Raw genomic sequence first — 18,157 nt, 5'->3', positions numbered from 1 at the left:
AATGCCCCTCATTGACACAGAAGCGAGCCGGCCCGCTTGATGGCGGAGACGGAAGGAACGCGACGCGGCAGGGAAAGAACGATGAGCCGGGTGCTGGTGACGGGCGGGGCGGGATTCCTGGGGAGGCATCTTTGCGCGCGCCTGCTCGCCGAAGGCCATGAAGTCCTCTGCGTGGATAACTTCTACACGGGCACGCGGCGCAACATCGCGGAATTCCTGAACGACCCGAACTTCGAGGTCCTGCGACACGACATCTGTTTTCCGCTGTACGTCGAGGTCGACGCGATTTACAACCTCGCCTGCCCCGCGAGCCCGATCCATTACCAGCACGACCCCGTACAGACCGTGAAAACGAGCGTGCACGGCGCGATCAACGTCCTCGGGCTCGCCAAGCGCCTGAGGGCACGCGTACTGCAGGCCTCGACCAGCGAGGTCTACGGCGATCCCGAGATCCATCCGCAGACGGAGGACTACTGGGGGCACGTGAATCCCATCGGCCCGCGCTCGTGCTACGACGAGGGCAAGCGCTGCGCCGAGACGCTTTTCTTCAACTACCACCGGCAGCACCGCCTGCGCATCAAGGTCGCGCGGATATTCAACACCTACGGCCCGTACATGCAGCAGGGGGACGGCCGCGTCGTCTCCAACTTCATCGTCCAGGCGCTCAACAACGAAGCGATCACGCTCTACGGCGACGGCACCCAGACGCGCTCCTTCTGCTACGCCGGCGACCTGATCGAGGCTTTGGTGCGATTCGTCGACACGCCGGACGAGGTGACGGGGCCCGTGAACCTCGGCAATCCCGAGGAGTGCTCCATGCGCGCGCTCGCCGAGCAGATTCTCGATCTCACGAATTCCCGCTCTCCCGTCGTGCATCGCCCCCTCCCCTTCGACGACCCGCGCCGCCGGCGCCCCGATATCACGGCCGCGCGCACCCTCCTGGACTGGGAGCCGAAAACCGGACTGCGCGAGGGTCTGACGCAGACGATCGAGTATTTCGATGCGCTGCTGGCGGGACGATCCCCGGCGAGGCGGATCCCCGCGAACCTCGCCGCGGTCGGCCGACTGGCGAATTGAGCACCTCGCCCGCCGGCATCCGGGCGGGCATCCCTCTCCTCCCTGACGACGACGCCGATTCATCGCGACCGACCCGCTTTCCGCCCGCCCGTACGGTGGTACTTTCCCTCGCTGGAGGCCATGCGCGACCGGGTGCTAGATTCGGCGGCGCACCTCGGACCGTCCGCTCCCGTCGCGGACCCCTCGCTCGCAGGCAAGGAGGCAGGACATGCCTACGTCGCTATCCGATCCCGCCGTGCGCGCCACGCTCGCCGGCGCCCGACAGCTGCGCTCCGTCGAGATCCCGCTTCCCGACGCCGCGGTGCACCGCATCCCCAAACCCTTCCCCTCCCCCGTCGACTGGCGCGACCACTGGATCTACTTCGTGATGATCGACCGATTCAACAACCCCTCGGCGCCGCCGCGTTTCGCCTGGGACCGGGAGACGGGCGAACGCCAGGGCGGCACGTTCGAAGGCGTGCGACAGAAGCTCGACTACATCCAGGCGCTCGGCGCCGGGGCGCTGTGGCTCACGCCGGTGCTGCGCAACCGTCCGTCGCAGCCGAGCCACCACGGCTACGGCATCGTCGACTTCCTCGAGGTCGAGCCGCGTTTCGGCACGACACCCGAGCGCGCCGACGCCGAGCTGATGCGCCTCATCGACGAGGCGCATGCGCGCGGGCTGTACGTCATTCTGGACATCGTCATCAACCACGCCGGCGACGTGTACGCCTACAAGGTGAACGGCGAGATCAAGGACGCCGCCGACTGGAGCGGGAGCCCGTACACCGTCTTCTGGCGGGACGAGAATGGCGCGCCGCGTCAGGACTGGATCGAGGCCCCGACCACCCCGCCGCGCGAGGCCGCCCTGTGGCCGACTGAGCTGCGCACGAACCGCTACCTGCGCCGGCAAGGCAAGGGCGGCGGCCTGCACGGCGATTTCGAGAGCCTGAAGGAGTTCCTGACGGAGCTGGACGACGAGTTCGGCGACAAGCCCGTGTGGAACCGCCTCATCAGCATCTATCAGTACCTGATCGCGAAGCTCGATGTCGACGGCTTCCGCATCGACACGCTCAAGCACGTGGAGCGCGACTTCGCGCTCACCTTCTGCAACGCCATCCGCGAATACGCCTATGCCATCGGCAAGCGCAACTTCTTCATCTACGGCGAGACCAAGGACGAGGAGCACGTGCTTGCCGAGTACACCGGCCGCTACACCACCGACGAGGACGGCCGCTTCGGCGCCGACGCTTCCCTCGACTTTCCGCTCCAGTGGAAGCTCGGCCCGGTAGTGAAAGGCTTCGCGCCGCCGACGCTCCTAGAGGACGTCTACGACCTGCGCAAGCGGATCCAGCAGGACAAGCACCTTTTGAGCACCCACGGCGAGGCGTCGCGGTTCTTCGTCACGTTCCTCGACAACCACGACGATCACAGCCGCTTCCTCTACCCGCGCGGCGGCGGCGATTACGCGCACCAGCTCACGCTCGGGATCGGCTGCCTGTTCGGCCTCCAGGGCATTCCCTGCCTGTACTACGGCACCGAGCAGGGCCTCAAGGGCACGCGCGAGCTGTACGCCGAGCACGTCGACCACAAGCCCGAGCACGTGCGCGAGGCGTTATGGGGCAAGCCGAACGGATTCGACCGAAGCAACCCGATCTTCAAGGCGATCGCGGAGATCGCCCGGCAGCGGGCGCTCGAGCCCGCGCTGCGCTACGGGCGGCAGTACTTCCGCGCCGTCTCCGGCAACGGGACGGACTTCGGCCATTCGAGCGTACCCGGCGGGATTGTCGCGTTCTCGCGCATCCTCAACGACCGCGAGGTCGTCATCGTCGGCAACACCACTGTCGCCCAGCCGTTCAACGGCTGGGTGGTGGTCGATGCCCGCATCAACGGGGACGCGACCGGTTTTCGGGTCAGCTACAGCAACCAGGGCACCGCCGGATCGCGGGAAATCGCGAGTGGGGACGTGACGTTCTATCAGCGCGACGGCTCCCGCTCGCCGGGATGGGCCCGGCGCGTGTCGGTGGCGCTGGCCCCGATGGAACTGCAGATGCTGACACAGGTGGGGCGGGCGTAGCGTCGGCCGGCAGTCGGACGGTCGGCTCGAAGCGTCGTTACCCGGAGCGTCCGACCGGAGGGCCGGCGGCGCCGGGTCCGAAGGCTATTTGCGGTCTCGCGGGGTCTCGCAGGTCACCGCATAAGCGCTCGCGCGGACCGACTCGATCGGCCGGATCTCGTAAAACAGGCCGTAATCAAGGCACGGATTTCCCCGCGCGATCTCCGCCGCTTCCTCGAGGCTGTCGGCGAGGATGAACCAGAAGCCGCCGATCACTTCCTTGGCTTCGCTGTAAGGGCCGTCCGTCACCCTGCTCTTCGAGACCGTCTTCCCCTCGCCGGCGAGCCGCTGCCCGGTCTGCATCTTTCCTTCGGCCACGAGCCGGTCGAGCCAGACGTAGAACTTGTCGATCGCGCCCTGTATTTCCTCCCGCGAGGCCTCCTTGTTCCATTGTCCGCGGGAAATGACAAGATACTGCTTTGCGGGCTTTTCGCTCATGGCTGGCTTCCGGAGGATCGGGAGAGTTCTGTGCAGCGATGTTGGCGCGGGCGACGCGTGCAGTCAAACCTCCCGCTGCGCCGTTCGTTCAGTCTCCGTCGGCGTCCCCCGATTCGAACGTCGACTCCATGTCCCGTCGCCTCCCGCCGGAGCGCCAACCCGTGTAGTTGTGGAAGTCCGCCGGAACCCCGGAACCCGTCCCTCCGCCCCCGGTGCTTTCCTTGTCGATCTTCTCTTCCCGCCTCAATCTTCGCTCGGTATAAAAAAGCCCGACGCCGACGCCGAGAAGAACGAACCCCACGACGACGATCTTGGCGCTGACGATCCATCCGAGCGGAACCAGGGCCGCTCCCGCCACGGCGAGAATCAATCCGGTGGCTTCTGTAAGGTTCATCGACTTTGAGGATCTACTCAGGCAATGGCTCCAGCTTCGAGAAGAAACCCGGAATCAATGCGATAAGCAGGCCCACCGCTGTTCCCGTGAGGCCGCCAAACAGCAGTCCCGCAACTCCACCATTAACCAGGCCAAAGAGCAGCAACGCCCAGAAAGCGACCTGGGCGAGAATCTGCGCCAGGGCGTTTTGCCAGTGCGGAACCCTCACTCGAAGCTTCGTCCCGCAGTTCCTGCATCGCGCATGAAACGGCCAGCTTGCGAAAAGCGGGGCCCACGGCGAGACACCCGCTTCCTGGCATTTCGGGCAAATCTCGAGATTCGTGTTTCATTCGATCACCTTCGGCCGCGCGCCGCTTCACGCGTCCTGCTGCAAAGGAAGGTCATGGTTCACCTAGCAGTTGAGACGAAGCTTTCTCGTCCTGACATAGGACATGGTGCCGAATACAAGAAAGCCGGAGCCCATCAGGACCAGGAACCACTCCACCGGTTTTCCGTAAGTCAGGGGGTAAAGACCGACTCCGAGGGACACGAGCGCAAAAAAGAGATAGAACAGAATTCCGGTCGGGGGAAGCTTCGACCGGCTGCCGATGCCATAGATCTGTTTGCTTCTGTCGATGATCTCGTTCAGAACGCCGACCTCCCTTGAACAGGGCTCCGAACACGCCAGACCCCGGCCGGTGTCCGTGGCGCAAACGGAACAGACTGCCTTCTGGCAGGCCTTACACAAACCGACGGAGACATTCTCGTTATGTTGGTAACACTGCACGTGCTTTCTCCCTGATCACTCGTTAAGCTGCCGTGACTTTCGCGTGGCTGGCGCCATGCCAGCGCCCCTCTGCGACCGGCGATACCGCCATGGACCTGGCGGCCCGGGCCGGGTTCTTGGGAGATCATGAAATGTGGACAAACTCCCGTTGAGCGGCGCGCCGGCTTTTCGCGCCTGTCTCGCATCGGTTGTTGGGTATCTTGCGTCTTCTATCTGACCTTCTCGTAAACGGAGGTGTTTCCCGTTCTTTTGGAGTAGGCAAGAAGTCTCTTCCTGTCGGCGCTGTACTTAAGAGTAATAGGAATAGTCCTTCCATTTACGGTATAGACGATCCTCACTTCATTATCCGTAACCTCATACCGGCCCGGTACGCGTCTGCCGCTCGGTGCGATGCTGGTTGCCTGACCCTCCGGCGTGAATTCCATCCAATCTTTATCGTTTCCGTCAGGATCCTGTGTCATTTCCCACTTGCCTACGAGCCAGCTCACTTCCGCGGCGTATGCGGGCATGAAAGACAGCAAACCCAAGAGCGCGACAGCAGAAATGAGACCTCGAAGGGTGACAACTGGCATGTTGAATCTCCTGTTTGTTTTAGCTGACAACGTCTTAAGCCGCGCCAGGCAACGATCGGCGCCGCGAAGCCCGGGGCCTTCACCGCGGCGCCTCGAGAAAATCGGTAGAGCGCCTTTTTTGACGAAACCGGGTCCTTACGCGATGAATAGCGATGTGACATAGCTGGCCGAAACGAGACATGGAGTTGCCAAGACCGCAAGCTCAATGGAACGAATGCGGGGGCGGGGTCGTGGTAGTGCCTGGAACGACATGTAACCACACCACGAAGCCAAGCCAGACAGCACGCAAGCACCGGATCCGGCAAGGATGGCAATGGCAAGCATCGGCAGACCGCAAACGTAACCATGCCGCTCGGCTAACTCTCCATACAGCGATGCCTGTTCGAAGTAGGCCCAGGTTGGCGGGGCGATGTATGCCAGGCCCCCAAGCACCCATGACAGTCTTCGTTTCATTCGCCTAACGCAGAGTTAGCCGGCGCGCGCATCGTCGTGTGCCCGCGTTCGGTGGACGAAGTGTTATAAGGCGCTTCCCGGGTAGCCACGAACCTTCCTGAACAGATTCACGAGTCCTTTCGCCTGGAGAAGGAAAATGAGCGCCAAAACCAACTCGATAACTGTTGCGGTCATCAGCGCGGGAAAATCGTCCGGTGCCCTGACGTTCCCGAGAGCCGCCACTTTCGCGCGGTGGATCATCAATTGATAGATGAGATCAGAGACCGCGCGATAGAACAGATAGAGCCCCAAGAGGGCTATCCCGATTCGTTCAAGTTCGTGGCTCAGGAGGGTTTCCGATTGGCTGCCTGCCGCGGCTCCCCGAACGATCGTATTGGCGACGGGGGCAGGAAAGAGCCACAGGAACATGCCGAACAGAAACGGCATCGCCAGCGCAGCGAGATTCGCAAAAATTATCAAGGCGGGCCACTCGCTCCAACTGTCCGTGTGGATGAGCGCGGGGAGGTATGAGGAGAGGGATACGCCGCCATATACCACGAGCCCCACACCCGAGAGCTTTAACACGAGCCTGACGATGCTGTTGTAGTCGATCATGAGTGCTCTCCCGCGTCATAACGCCCGCGCTAATCCGCGGGCCGCGCCTACAGGGTGAGAACCGGCTGGAGCGCCTGGTTGGGCACTGTTTTGCCGCTCCTCATTGCAGGTTACCGGGAATCCCGGCCGGTTCGAGTTCAATGACCTCGACCAGTTTCTTTTCCTTCGTCAAGTCGAGGACGTACTGGCGCTTCCTTAACTCGCCATAGTCGCTTAAAAAGCTTACTACTACGCGCGACTTGCTTGCTTCTTGTATGCGCGGAAAGAAGTCCAAGCCGCGCTCGGACGGCAACACATCGATGACCTCGACAAACGCTCCATCCTCGATGAGAAAGACTCCGACGAAGTGGCCCCGGAGTGCCGTCTCGGGCGTGTACCCGTATGCCGCTTTAATCTCAAATCCGTTTCCAATGTGCGAACTCGTTTGGCCGACGATTTTGGTCACTTCAATGTTCGCCTTCTTGAAATAGTCGAGGTAATCCGCTGCGGCAGAGTTGACCGATGTGACAAGGGTAAGATATGCGACAAGCGCCGCCTGGACGATTCTCATTATTTCCTCAATGACGCCTGACGCCCGCACTCATTGGCGCCAGGCGAAGCGAGTCGCGTCGCCCGGTGAGCGTCTGGTAGCGCATCACTTCTTCACCGTGACCCGGTAGTTGATGAAAAGGCTCACCTCTTTGTCGTTCTTCTGGACGACCTGGACCGGGGATCCGACTCCCGAAATCTCCAGTGAGGACCCGCCAAGTGCCGTTCTCGCCTCGCCTGCGTTGTCCTTGATCAGCCCAAGGAGCTTCTTGCGAAAGCGTTCCGGATCTGTGACTCCCAGACGGGTATCACCGGTCGTGATGCTGGCATCACCAACAGCCTCGACCGTCTTGATAGCGCTGATGATTTGCTTCGTAACAGCATCGATGCCGGCCGAACCGAGCTTGCCGAGGACGAACATCTGCGATTGAGAGTCCGCTCCGCTGTAGGAACTGAACTTGTAGCTACCTTCCGCGGCCGAGTACGAGCTTCTGGCCCACTGAATCTGCAAGTTCGGGTTTGCAGAAACGGCCCTATTAAGGCGCACGCGAGTTTCATTTACCTCATCGATGCGCTTTGCCGCGTCCTTTGCTGCGCTTCGGATGTACACGGACACGCCGACGTACTCGGCTGGTACGTCCAGAACGGCGGGTACCGGAACGGTATCGCCACTCGCGATGACGATGTATGAGCCGGCTTCAGCGAGAAGAGGCGAAAGGCAAACGGCCAGGGCGGCGAGATATCTCATGTCGAGTCCTTGTTATGCATGACGGCCCACCCGAGCGACGGGATGCCCTGAGGCACAGCGGAAAGGCAGGCGTCCGACTCAAAGTGGTTTTTTCCGGAGACCTAACGCCGCGTTGAGCCGCGCGGGGCACCGAGCCGACACGTAACGGTGTGATGTCTCACCATGTCGACTCCAACACGAAGTCAGGGTGGTCCATTTCGAATTGAACCGCGCTTCTTATATCTGTTTCGTCGATGTACCGTGACTATGGAAAGCCCAACAAGCCCGAGTCCTGCCACAACGCCCACTTGGCCGAGCACCCAAACAGCGGACCCAACCATGAAATTAGAACCAGTTATTAGGATTTTTCCGTACCCAGCAAGAAACAATGACCCAACAAAAACTGCAAGCCCAAAGAACACACCACGCGCAGGAGGCACTTCCAACTTCATCCATGCCTTCATAGACAACGCAGAGTTAACCGGCGCGCGCCGTCGTTGCGCGCACCCAGTTGAACGACGTGTTAGCGTGGTTCCTGGGCTCAATGTGAAAAATACGGGTCCCGAGAACGTCCTGGCGAATGATTATAGAAACCTCCCGCCCCTCCTGCAGTTGATTGAAGATCTCGTCCGGAACCCATAGCGGGTTCTTAAAAAGGACAGAGTAGTCTGTCAGACTGACTCAGTTTCTCTTTAACGCTCCTCTCTGCGTCTTTTCTGAGACGGTTGTTACGATCCTGTCATTCGGACCAAGCGCGCTAGCGACAATGGCAGGAGCACCTAGACAGAACGCGAACCACAGCATTAGCGGAAGCAAAACCGCCGCGCCTAGCAAGATAAATGACTTTCGCATTCTTTGTCTTTGTAGCCTTTCATCCGAGAAGTCTCCGTAAAGGTATAACAGATAGGTGCTAACGAGACCCAGGGCCACCGCGAGCCACGACCCAAAGAATATTAACTGATCGCTTGGGTAGAACCAGGCATTTTGTCCATAGAGGCCGAGGGACACGACTATAAGCGCGCCGACTGAACTAACGCCACATGGCCAGACGCTACAGCGTGCGTTTTCAAACTTCGTCATTTGTCAGCTAACGTGCCGCTAACCGGCGCGCCGTAAGGTGCGTCCGGTTGAGTTGCGGGTTAGGCATTCCTGATAAATAAACCACGCGCGTGTGACAACGGCTCCCCATGAAACTCCTAACAACAGCAGAAACGTATCCTTTGGGGGCGGCGGGAGAGATACAGCGAGACCTAGTACAACAGCGGTCAACATTCGTACTGCCCAACCATACTCGCCCTTTTGCTTTTTGCTCTCCCGGGAATTTAGAAGTTCGGACAGCGACAGAGATCGCGCCCAATACGCTTCTTTGTTGAGCGAGGCCCCAAGAAAGTACGGCAGCGGGAAGAGAAACAATAGCGGGTATTTTTGGAATATATTTTCGGTGGTTCCCAGAGAGGAGAACAGCAATGGAACCGCCAGGACGATAAACGAACCAGACACAAGGGCAGACGAAAGAATGAACCGAGCGAGGGTCATGCTGTATTTGCCTAACGATGAATACACGACCCATGTACCGGATACCTGATATCCGGACAGAGGCGAAAGGGTGGGAATGCTGTCATCGGCAATCCTTTGCGAAACTGATTATTGGTCTTCTGAGAAGTATATACGGCGCTTCCACCGTGTATGGCCCGAGCGGCGGTTTGCCCGGATAACGGTTATCCGGGGCCGGTTGGTGTTGGCTGGCTGGCGGGCGGATAGAGCGGGAAGAACGGCGCGGAACGGAACGAACTAGCCTCGTCCCGCCCTCCCCGGCATGCCCTTCGGCGACTGGTCCAGGTCGAACTTGAGGGACATGAAGCGCATGAGGTCGCGCAGGGAGAGGATGCCGGCGAGGCGGCCGCGGTCCTCGACGAGGAGGCGGCTCGCGCCGGTGCGGCTCATCTGCATCCAGGCCTCCATCGCGTCGGCATTCGGGGTCACGGTGTTGTCGGACGAGCAGCGGTCCATGACGTCGGCGACCGTGCGCCGGTGCCAGTCCTCGCGGGCGAGTTTCTTGACCTCGTCGGTCGAGACGCAGCCGAGCAGGCGCTCGTTGTCGACGACGGGGTACATCTTGAAATGGTGGCGGTAGATGTAGTCGTCCACCAGGTCCTGGATGCGCACGTTCGACGAGACGGTGACCGGGTGGGGGTTCATGAAGCGCGCCACTTTCTCGCCGTGCATGGTTTCGCGGATCACGAGCTGCTGGTAGGACATCCCGGCGGCCCCGCGCAGGAAAAGCCCGATCAGGAACCACCACATCCCGGTGATGACGTTGCCGGTCAGGAACGCGAACACGCCGAGCATGATCAGCAGGAGGCCGAAGCCCGAACCCAGGCGCGCGGCGAAGCGCGTCGCCCAGCGGTAGTCGCCCTTCCAGCCCCAGAGGGCGGCCCGGAGCATGCGGCCGCCGTCGAGCGGAAACGCCGGGACGAGGTTGAAGACGGCGAGGATCACGTTGAGCAGACCGAGGTAGTAGGCGACGCCGTTGAGCGGGGTCGCGACGTCGGATGCCGTGTACACGTACAGCTCGTAGAACAGGAGCGCCAGGACCAGGCTCGAGATGGGGCCGGCGACGGCCATGAGGAACTCGGTCTTGGCGTTCTCCGGTTCCCGCGTCATCTCCGCGACGCCCCCGAAGATGAAGAGCGTGATGCCGCCGATCGGCAGCCCGTACCGCCGCGCGACCAGGGCGTGCGACAGCTCGTGGAACACGATCGAGAACAGCAGGCCGAGCGTGCCGACCACGCCCATCCAGAAGTACGTGCGGCTGTCGAGCCCCGGGGTCAGGGTCGGGAAGAGTCCGCTCGCGAGCGACCACGTCACGAGGACCGCGAGCAGGAGCCACGTCAGATCGAGGCGGACCTCGAAGCCGAACAGCCGGAACAGGGTGAAACGTCGGGTGAACATGCGCAACTCCGTTTGCGGGCGATTACTGCAATCGGAACGAGGCGAGCAGCGTCTCCAGGGACTCCACGCTTGCCGGTTTCAGCAGGTGGGCGTCGAAGCCGGCCGACTGTACGCGCCGGCGCACCTCCTCCTGTCCATAGCCGGTCAGCGCGACCACGCGCAGGGCGCGCGTCGGATAGGCCGCGCGGATGCGGCGCGCCACCTCGTAGCCGTCCATGTCGGGCAGGCCGATGTCGAGGAACACCACGTCGGGGTTGCACCGCTCGATCGCGGGCAGGACCGAGCCGCCGTCGTTGACCGCCTCCACGCGATGGCCGAGGACGTCGAGCAGCACGGCCAGGGACTGCGCGACGTCCGGGTTGTCGTCCACGACGAGAATGCGCATCCCGCGGCGGTCGCGCACGGGTTGCTGCGCCGGGTAGCCCGCGGGGGCCTCCCGCGCTTCGGGGAGCACCGGCAGTCGTACGGTGAACGTGCTGCCCTTCCCCGTCCCCGCGCTCGCCGCCGACACGCTGCCGCCGTGCAGCTCGACGAGCCGATGCACGAGCGCAAGTCCCAGCCCCAGTCCGCCCTGGCGGTCGTCCGTGGAGCGGCCGGCCTGGCTGAAGAGATCGAAGATGTGCGGGAGCGCCTCGGCGGCGATGCCGATGCCGTTGTCGCGGACCGTGATGACGGCCTCGCTGCCCTCGCGGCGCGCGGCCACGTCGATGCGGCCCCCGGGCGGCGTGTAGCGTCCGGCGTTGCCAAGCAGGTTCCCGACGATCTGCACCAGCCGCGTCGGGTCCGCCTCGAGCACGATCGGCTCCGACGGCGGCGCGTAGACGAGGGCGTGGCGCCGCTGGGTCATCGTCGGCCGTGCCGCCTCGACCGCCTGCGCCAGCAGCGTGTGCAGGTCGACCAGCTCCCGCTGGAGGCGGATCCGGCCGTGGGTGATGCGCGCGATGTCGAGCAGGTCGTCCACCAGGCGCGCGAGGTGCTGCACCTGTCGGGCGATGACGTCGAGGGCCCACTGCAGGTGCCGGCGATCCGGCGGATCGGGCTGGATCTTGAGGACGTGCACGGCGTTGTGTATCGGCGCGAGCGGGTTGCGCAGCTCGTGCGCGAGCATCGCGAGGAACTCGTTCTTGCGGCTGTCCATGCGCGCGAGCTGCTCCGCCTGGCGACGGAGCTGATCCTGCAGCTCGGTGTGCTCGGTGATGTCGACCGCGGCGCAGGTGACGCCGACCACGTCGCCGTGCCCGCTGCGCAGCGGTTCGGCGATGACGTCGAGCTCGCGCGGCGCGCCTTCCAGGTGGAGCCTGAACTTGCGCCGCGCGGCGACGCCCGTGTGGATCACGTGCCGCTTGAAGGCCTCGAGCGCCTCGGCCTCCTCGCGCCGTTCGAGCACGTCGGTGTCGCGCCGGCCGATCACGCGGTCGACGGTGTAGCCGGGCAGCGGCTTGTGGATCCAGGTGTAGCGCAGCTCGCGGTCCTGCTGCGACACGACGATCGGCACGCCCTGCAGCGCCGCCCGGAAGCGCGACTCGCTGAAACGCAACGCCTCCTCGACGAGCTTGCGCTCGGTGATGTCCTGTAGCGTGCCGACCATGCGAACGGGCCGGTCGCCCTCGCACACGACCTCCGCGCGCAGGTAGGCGACCCGCTCGCTGCCGTCCGGCAGCACCAGGCGAATCTCGAGGAACCAGGGATGGGGCTGGCGCAGCGCGGCGCTGATGATCTCCTTTACGCGCTCGCGGTCGTCCGGGTGCACGACCGCCTCGACGATGTTCGGGAATCGCATCTCGCGGGACTGCGGCTCGAGGCCGAGGATGCGGTAGGTCTCGTCCGAGCACGTGATGTCGTTGCGCTCGATCTCCCATTCCCAGCTGCCGACGTGCGCGATGGCCTGCGCCTTCGCCAGGTTCGCCTCGCTGCGCCGGACCGACTCTTCCGCGCGCTTGCGCTCGGTCATGTCCATCAGCGTCACGAGCACGCGCCTGAAGTCCTGGGGCTGGGTCGGCAGCGAAACGGTCAGGAACACCTCGCGCCGGTTGCCCTTCACGGTGAGGATGCTGCCCTCTCCTTCGTAGTAGCGCACGCCCTCGGCGATCTGCTCCACGCACTCGCCGAAAATGCGCAGGGTCGACGGCTCGAACAGGCGCGCCAGCGGATTGAGCGCCTCGATGTCGTCGGCCTCGTACAGCGCGATCGCCTGCGGGTTCGCGGCAACCACGCGCAGCCACGCCGCGGCCTGCCGCAGGAAGTCGTCGGACCGCATGAGCCGCTCCTCGAGGGTGTGCGGTCCCTTCGTCTTGAGCCCGTCGAGCAGCCGCTTCAGGTGCGAGGCGTCGACCTCGATGATGCCCGGCGCGGCCGCCTCGAAGATGTAGCGGTAGCGCGCCTCGCTCGCGCGCAAGGCCCGCTCGGCGTGCTTGTGGGCCGTGATGTCGATGGACGTGACCAGCACGCGACGCAGGTCGTCCGGTTCGTGCGAATGCAGCGCAACCGCGCAACGCACTTCCCGAAGCTCGCCCTTCAGCGTGCGGATGACCGCTTCCTCCTCGATGTAGTCCGCCCCGTCGGCGAGCTGCACGAGACAGCGCTCGAGCGCCGGGGCGCTCTCCGCTCCGAAGAGGCGGACCAGCGGCCCGAGCAGGTCCTGGCGGTCTTCCGCCTGCCAGATCTCGCAGCCTTCGCGATTCGCTTCGTTCACCCGGACGAGCTCCGCCGCGCGCTGCACGGCATCCGGGTGCTCGCGGAAATAGGTCCGGAAGTCCGTCACGCCCTCGCGCTTGAGGGCCTGAAGCATCTCCCATGCGGGCAGGAAGTCGTCCTCGAAAATCGCCACGGCCGCCGACTGGAAGATGTGCCGGAAGCGCGCCTCGCTCGCGCGCACCGCCTCCTCCGCCTGCTTGCGGGCCGTGATATCCACGAACGCGGCGACCGCGCCGCGCGGGCGCCCGGTCTCGTCGAACAGCGGCACGGCATTGCCGAGGAGAAAGACGCGGGAGCCGTCGTCGAAAACGATCTCCTCCTCGACGTCGCGTATCGGCGTTCCGGTCGCGGCGGCCCGCTGGACAGGCAGCTCCTCGGGCCGGAGCTCGCGACCGTCCGTGAAGACCCGGAAGTGACGCGGCGCGTCGACGTCGGCGCTGAGCGAGGTGTTGCTGCCCACCGGAAGCCGCAGGAGGTCGTAGCCCGCGCGGTTCGCCGTGATCCGGCGGCATTCGATGTCCTCGGCGATCAGCACCGCCGCCGGCACCGCCTCCATCAGGGACCGGATTTCGAGGGCGCGCGCCCGCTCGCGCATCTCGCTGTCACGCAGCGCGTTCTCGGCGCGCTTGCGCAGCGTGATGTCGCGCGCGATGACCTGCACGGCCGTCCGCCCGCTCCACGGCAACGGGCTCGCGGAGACCTCGACGTCGATGACGGTTCCGTCCCGCCGCACCCATTTCTGCTCCATGGGGGCGTTGGGCTCGCCGGTCTCGCGCATCCTGCGGATGCGCCCCTCGACGATCGGCACGAAGTCGGGGTGCACGAACTCGATCTTCGAATGACCCAGCACCTCGTTGGGCTCGCGCGCCCCGAAAAGATGCAGGGAGGCCGGATTCGCGTAGACGATGCGGTTCTCGAGGTGGACGAAGACCGCCGCGGGGCTGAGCTCGATCAGGCGGCGATACCGGTCCTCGCTGTCCCGCAGCGCCTGCTCGACGCGCACGCGCTCCGCGATGTCCGTCTCGACGCTCGTCAGGGCCACCACCATCCCGTCGCGGCCGCGGATCGGGGCCAGGCTGACCGCCACCGGGAGGGTCGTTCCGTCCTTGCGCTGGCGAACGCTCTCCGCGCGCTCTACCCGGCCCCCGGTCCGGACGCGGGCGTAAAGCTCGGCCATCTCCTCCGTGAGCTCGGGCGGGATCGTCATATATATAGAGCGGCCGACCGCCTCGTCGGCGGTATAGCCGTACATGCGCTCGGCACCGGGATTCCAGCTCGTGATGATGCCCTCGAGCGTCTGGCTGGTGATCGCGTTGGCGGAAGCCTCCACCACCGCGGCCAGCTGGGCCCGGTGCTCCTCCGCCTGCTTGCGGTCGGTGACGTCGGTCTCGAGGATGACGAGCCCCTGCGGCTGCGGGTACAGCCGGTACTCGAACCAGCGGTGCGCCGCGGGATGGTAGAGGTCGAAGCTCAGCGCCTGCCGCTGCGTCATCGCCCGCTGCGCCTCGTGATAGAACTTGCCGCCGATGCGGTCGGGGAACAGCTCCCACAGGCTCTTGGCCAGCATGTCGGCCGGCCGCAGGCCCGCGAACCGGGCGGCCTGCTCGTTCACGTACGTGAAGCGCCAGGCGCGGTCGACGATCATGAAGCCGTCGCGGATGCTCGCGACCACGCGCTCGAGATCCTCCCGCGCGGCCGTGGCCTGCGCCCGCAGCGCCTGCTCGAGTCGAGCGGCCTCGCGCGCCGCGCGCTCCCGCGTCTCGCGCTCGGCGAGGTACGCGCGCATCTCGTACTGCCGGCGGCGCGAGCGCAGGGCCGTCTGCACGGCGCTCATCAGGTGGACCATCCGCACCGGGCGCTCGATCAGCGTCGCGTTGCCGATGCTGTCGAGGATCGCGAGCCGCCGCCAGCCGCCGTCTTCGCCGCCGTTCGTGAGGATCAGGATCGGGAGATCGGACCAGGGCGGCTGCTGCGCCAGCGCCTCCGTGAAGCGCCGCAGCGACGTGCCGCCCAGCGCCTCTTCGGCGATCAGCGTGGCGCCCGTCGGCTGGTCCAGCTCCTCGCACAGTTGCGACATGTCGTCGCACGACTTGGACGGGATGCCGGCCTGCGCCAGGAACGTGCACACGAGGAGCGCGTCCCGCCCCGTCGGCGCGAGCACCAGGACGCGCTCGCCCTCGGCAAAGGCGGTCGCTCGCGTCGCCGCCTGTTGTTTGGGGAGGCTCATCCGGCGGGATCCGGGTCGCGGTCGTCGCAGACGGGACCGCCCGTCACGCTGCCGCGCAGCCGGGTGAGCGGCGGGCCGAGGTCCACGCCTTCCGGCGGGCCGATGCGAAGCTCGCGGATCGCGTGCTCGTGCTCGCCGGCACGGCGCTTGAGGACCGAGATCACGGGCCGCACCTCGCCGCCGCACTCGTAGTAGCGGAACGCGACGACGGTGTCCGCGAGATAGCTGAGCGTGTCGGTGGAATGCGGCCCGCGCGCCCCGCCGATCTCCCGGTCGACGAGCACCGTGACGACGCGGCTGCGCGCGAGGTAGGCGAGAAGCTCGCGGAGCTGCAAGGGAAGAAAGCGTTCTTCCCGCATCGCGGTGCGCAGACCGACCAGCGTGTCGATGACCACGACGCGGGCGCCCGCATCGACCGCGCGCCGAAGCTCGTTCGCGAACTCCCCGAAGGGCATCTCCGCCGGATCGACGGCGCGCACGAGCGCGGCGCCCGTTTCCGCCAGCGCGGGCAGCGGCAATCCGAGCCCCGCGCAGCGCGTGAGGAACATCTCCCGGCTCTCGTCGAACAGGTAAATGGCCACGCCCTCGCCGCGCGCCGCCGCGCTCGCCGCGACGCGCGCGGCGACGCTCGACTTCCCGGTGCCCGCCGGCCCGACCAGCAGCAGGCTGCCGCCGCGGTCGACGCCGCCGCCGAGCAGCCGATCCAGCGCAGCGACGCCGGTCGACATCGTTTCGACTTTCGCGGCCGGACGACCTTCCGGCAGGGTCATGCGCGGATACACGCTGATCCCGCCGGTCGCGATCCGGTAATCGTGGTAACCCTCGCTGAAGCGCCGGCCGCGCAGCTTCTTGATGCGCAGCCGGCGACGGTCGTGCCCGTACGGGGCCGCCTCGTGGTCGAGCAGGATCACTCCGTGCATCAGGTTCTCGATCTCGACGTCGTTGGGACCGCGATGTTCGTCCAGCAGGAGCACCGTGCACCTGTTCACCACGACGTACTCCTTGAGGAGCAGTATCTGGCGCCGGTAGCGCAGCGCGTCGTCCGCGAGCAGCCGCAGCTCCGCGAGCGAATCCACCACGCACCGGGCCGGGCGCACCCGGTCCATTGCTTCGAGCAACGCCGCCATCGTCTCCGGCAACTCGATCTCGGCCGCATTGAATATCGTCTGGCGCGTCTCCGCCCGGAGCTGATCGGCGATCGAGTACTCGTGGATGTGGATGCCGGCGAGCGACCAGTCATGCGACCGGGCGATGCTTTCGATCTCGTCGCGGCTCTCCGACAGGCCCAGGTAGAGCGACTCCTCGCCCGCCTCGCGGCCGGCCAGCAGAAACTGCAGGCCCAGGGTCGTCTTGCCCGTCCCGGATCCGCCTCTCAGGAGATACATCCGACAGCGGGGAAAACCTCCCCCCGACGCCGCGTCCAGCCCGGGTATCCCCGTTGCTGCCAAGGGCAAGCCTGGGTTGCTCGGCACCGGTTCCCCGCCCGCCGACCCCTCGGTCTCCCCCATGGCACCCCCGCTTTTATCGCGCCACTCTACACCCACGCCCGGGGAATAGGGAGTGCGCCGGGGGTCAGGAGGTATCGCCGCCGCCACCCGCACCGGGCGCGGCGGAGCCGCCCTCGACGCTCTCCCGCTGTCCCCGTTTCGACACGATCTGGACGCTGCTCGCCTGCGGGCCCTCTTCGCCCGACTCGTCCACGAAGCGGACCTCGGTTCCGATCGCGAGCCGTTCGAAGCCGTCGTGCAGCACGGCGCGCCGGTTGAAGTAGATCTCGCGGCCGTCGCTGCTGCGGATGAAACCGTAACCCTCCCTGGGAAAGACGCGCGCCACCAACCCGTGCGGCGGCTCTTCGTGGCTCTTGACGTCGTAGCGACGCCGCTCGACGGTCTTCTTGAGCTGGCGCTCCAACGCCTCGAACGCGCTCTTGATCAGCGGGCGCAGCTGCATGTGCGGGTCGTCGATCGGACGCTCCTTCGCCGCGACGAGATCCTTGTTGGGCGGCAGCGAAAGCTCGATCGAGACGCGGTAGAGATTGCCCGTGTTGCGGGAACGGCTCGGCTGCTCGACGGCGACGCGGCACCAGATGATATCGTCCGCGAGGCGCTCGAGGCGCTCCGCCCGCCGCCGGATGTAATCCTCCACCCACGCGGACCGGTCGACGTCGTGGAAGGTGAGCTCGAGAGGCTGCTTCATGATTCCGCTCCGAAGTGGATCAGCCGGCGCCGCCGATGCGCGCCACCCAGGCGGTGCACCAGCCCTCCATGTGCACCGGCCCGGGCAGCACGCTGCAGGCCTTGCACGGGCCTCCGTTCTTCGCCGGCGTCGGCTGCAGGTGCATGCAGTTTCCGCAGGTTTGTCGTGGATGCGGCGAGCGGTCCACGTACTCGAGCGCGTCGCGCTGTTGCCGCTCCTGTTTCGACAGACCCGACGCGTCGCACCGTCCCTGCGCCTGCGCCAACGAGACGCCCGGGCGCCACGCCGCCCCCGACGCCAGCAGGGGAGCGAGGAGCAGATAACGCAACGCCCTTCTCCGTCGCACGCTCTTTCTCCTTGTGTCGTGTTGGGGAAGCGTGGCACAGCACTTCCCGAACGCACAACGTCGCTTCCGGACGACGGTTGAGCAGTCCAGGAATTCGG

At 65.1% G+C, this 18,157-nt stretch carries 14 protein-coding genes; 2 read left to right on the top strand and 12 right to left on the bottom strand.

The features are described 5' to 3' along the window. The first annotated feature begins 81 nt into the window (after positions 1 to 81). Positions 82 to 1,077 carry a UDP-glucuronic acid decarboxylase family protein gene (locus SVA_RS08630; RefSeq protein WP_096460846.1) on the top strand — a complete coding sequence of 332 codons (996 nt, stop codon included), beginning with the start codon at positions 82 to 84 and terminating at the stop codon, positions 1,075 to 1,077. 208 nt (positions 1,078 to 1,285) lie between these two features. Continuing rightward, positions 1,286 to 3,133 (top strand): alpha-amylase family glycosyl hydrolase, encoded by a 1,848-nt coding sequence (locus SVA_RS08625; RefSeq protein WP_096460845.1) that lies wholly within the window; start codon positions 1,286 to 1,288, stop codon positions 3,131 to 3,133. Between the two features lie 84 nt (positions 3,134 to 3,217). On the opposite strand, the gene SVA_RS08620 is transcribed toward SVA_RS08625, so the two are convergent. The 12 genes from SVA_RS08620 to SVA_RS08565 all read right to left on the bottom strand — a co-directional run bounded on the left by SVA_RS08620 (position 3,218) and on the right by SVA_RS08565 (position 18,059). Then, positions 3,218 to 3,610 (bottom strand): YciI family protein, encoded by a 393-nt coding sequence (locus tag SVA_RS08620; protein ID WP_096460844.1) that lies wholly within the window; start codon positions 3,608 to 3,610, stop codon positions 3,218 to 3,220. Between the two features lie 88 nt (positions 3,611 to 3,698). Next, on the bottom strand, positions 3,699 to 4,004 hold the full coding sequence (locus SVA_RS08615) for a hypothetical protein (protein ID WP_148665423.1): 306 nt from the start codon (positions 4,002 to 4,004) through the stop codon (positions 3,699 to 3,701). A gap of 13 nt (positions 4,005 to 4,017) precedes the next feature. Continuing rightward, positions 4,018 to 4,212 carry a YtxH domain-containing protein gene (locus tag SVA_RS08610; RefSeq protein WP_096460842.1) on the bottom strand — a complete coding sequence of 65 codons (195 nt, stop codon included), beginning with the start codon at positions 4,210 to 4,212 and terminating at the stop codon, positions 4,018 to 4,020. A 767-nt stretch (positions 4,213 to 4,979) separates the two neighbouring features. Continuing rightward, positions 4,980 to 5,342: a hypothetical protein gene (locus tag SVA_RS19440; RefSeq protein WP_148665422.1), complete on the bottom strand. Its 363-nt coding sequence runs from the start codon at positions 5,340 to 5,342 to the stop codon at positions 4,980 to 4,982. A gap of 516 nt (positions 5,343 to 5,858) precedes the next feature. Then, positions 5,859 to 6,389, bottom strand: a complete 531-nt coding sequence (locus SVA_RS08600; RefSeq protein WP_096460840.1) for a hypothetical protein — start codon at positions 6,387 to 6,389, stop codon at positions 5,859 to 5,861. Positions 6,390 to 6,489: 100 nt separating this feature from the next. Next, positions 6,490 to 6,939, bottom strand: a complete 450-nt coding sequence (locus SVA_RS08595) for a hypothetical protein (RefSeq protein ID WP_096460839.1) — start codon at positions 6,937 to 6,939, stop codon at positions 6,490 to 6,492. An 84-nt stretch (positions 6,940 to 7,023) separates the two neighbouring features. Continuing rightward, positions 7,024 to 7,665 carry a hypothetical protein gene (locus tag SVA_RS08590; RefSeq protein WP_096460838.1) on the bottom strand — a complete coding sequence of 214 codons (642 nt, stop codon included), beginning with the start codon at positions 7,663 to 7,665 and terminating at the stop codon, positions 7,024 to 7,026. Positions 7,666 to 9,435: 1,770 nt separating this feature from the next. Beyond that, positions 9,436 to 10,596 carry a site-2 protease family protein gene (locus SVA_RS08585; protein ID WP_096460837.1) on the bottom strand — a complete coding sequence of 387 codons (1,161 nt, stop codon included), beginning with the start codon at positions 10,594 to 10,596 and terminating at the stop codon, positions 9,436 to 9,438. Positions 10,597 to 10,618: 22 nt separating this feature from the next. Beyond that, on the bottom strand, positions 10,619 to 15,517 hold the full coding sequence (locus SVA_RS08580; RefSeq protein ID WP_096460836.1) for a PAS domain S-box protein: 4,899 nt from the start codon (positions 15,515 to 15,517) through the stop codon (positions 10,619 to 10,621). Next, positions 15,514 to 17,025: an ATPase domain-containing protein gene (locus tag SVA_RS08575; protein ID WP_096460835.1), complete on the bottom strand. Its 1,512-nt coding sequence runs from the start codon at positions 17,023 to 17,025 to the stop codon at positions 15,514 to 15,516. Before SVA_RS08575 ends, SVA_RS08580 begins: the two co-directional genes overlap by 4 nt. A 64-nt stretch (positions 17,026 to 17,089) precedes the next feature. Further along, the gene (locus tag SVA_RS08570) at positions 17,090 to 17,713 is read right to left on the bottom strand and encodes an HPF/RaiA family ribosome-associated protein (RefSeq protein ID WP_096460834.1); all 624 of its coding nucleotides are present in this window, start codon (positions 17,711 to 17,713) and stop codon (positions 17,090 to 17,092) included. Between the two features lie 19 nt (positions 17,714 to 17,732). Beyond that, positions 17,733 to 18,059, bottom strand: coding sequence for a high-potential iron-sulfur protein (locus SVA_RS08565; protein ID WP_148665421.1), 327 nt, complete (start codon positions 18,057 to 18,059; stop codon positions 17,733 to 17,735). Positions 18,060 to 18,157 lie beyond the last annotated feature (98 nt).

This window comes from Sulfurifustis variabilis (assembly GCF_002355415.1).
GTDB classification, from domain to species: Bacteria; Pseudomonadota; Gammaproteobacteria; order Acidiferrobacterales; family Sulfurifustaceae; genus Sulfurifustis; species Sulfurifustis variabilis.
The sequence above is the reverse complement of the archived record's forward strand: the minus strand, read 5'-3'. Positions and strand labels throughout refer to the sequence as shown.

Coding starts and splice junctions, on each gene's coding strand:
- SVA_RS08630 (WP_096460846.1), top strand. CDS start 82: ATGAGCCGGGTGCTGGTGACGGGCGGGGCGGGATTCCTGGGGAGGCAT.
- SVA_RS08625 (WP_096460845.1), top strand. CDS start 1,286: ATGCCTACGTCGCTATCCGATCCCGCCGTGCGCGCCACGCTCGCCGGC.
- SVA_RS08620 (WP_096460844.1), bottom strand. CDS start 3,610: ATGAGCGAAAAGCCCGCAAAGCAGTATCTTGTCATTTCCCGCGGACAA.
- SVA_RS08615 (WP_148665423.1), bottom strand. CDS start 4,004: ATGAACCTTACAGAAGCCACCGGATTGATTCTCGCCGTGGCGGGAGCG.
- SVA_RS19440 (WP_148665422.1), bottom strand. CDS start 5,342: ATGCCAGTTGTCACCCTTCGAGGTCTCATTTCTGCTGTCGCGCTCTTG.
- SVA_RS08600 (WP_096460840.1), bottom strand. CDS start 6,389: ATGATCGACTACAACAGCATCGTCAGGCTCGTGTTAAAGCTCTCGGGT.
- SVA_RS08595 (WP_096460839.1), bottom strand. CDS start 6,939: ATGAGAATCGTCCAGGCGGCGCTTGTCGCATATCTTACCCTTGTCACA.
- SVA_RS08590 (WP_096460838.1), bottom strand. CDS start 7,665: ATGAGATATCTCGCCGCCCTGGCCGTTTGCCTTTCGCCTCTTCTCGCT.
- SVA_RS08585 (WP_096460837.1), bottom strand. CDS start 10,596: ATGTTCACCCGACGTTTCACCCTGTTCCGGCTGTTCGGCTTCGAGGTC.
- SVA_RS08580 (WP_096460836.1), bottom strand. CDS start 15,517: ATGAGCCTCCCCAAACAACAGGCGGCGACGCGAGCGACCGCCTTTGCC.
- SVA_RS08575 (WP_096460835.1), bottom strand. CDS start 17,025: ATGGGGGAGACCGAGGGGTCGGCGGGCGGGGAACCGGTGCCGAGCAAC.
- SVA_RS08570 (WP_096460834.1), bottom strand. CDS start 17,713: ATGAAGCAGCCTCTCGAGCTCACCTTCCACGACGTCGACCGGTCCGCG.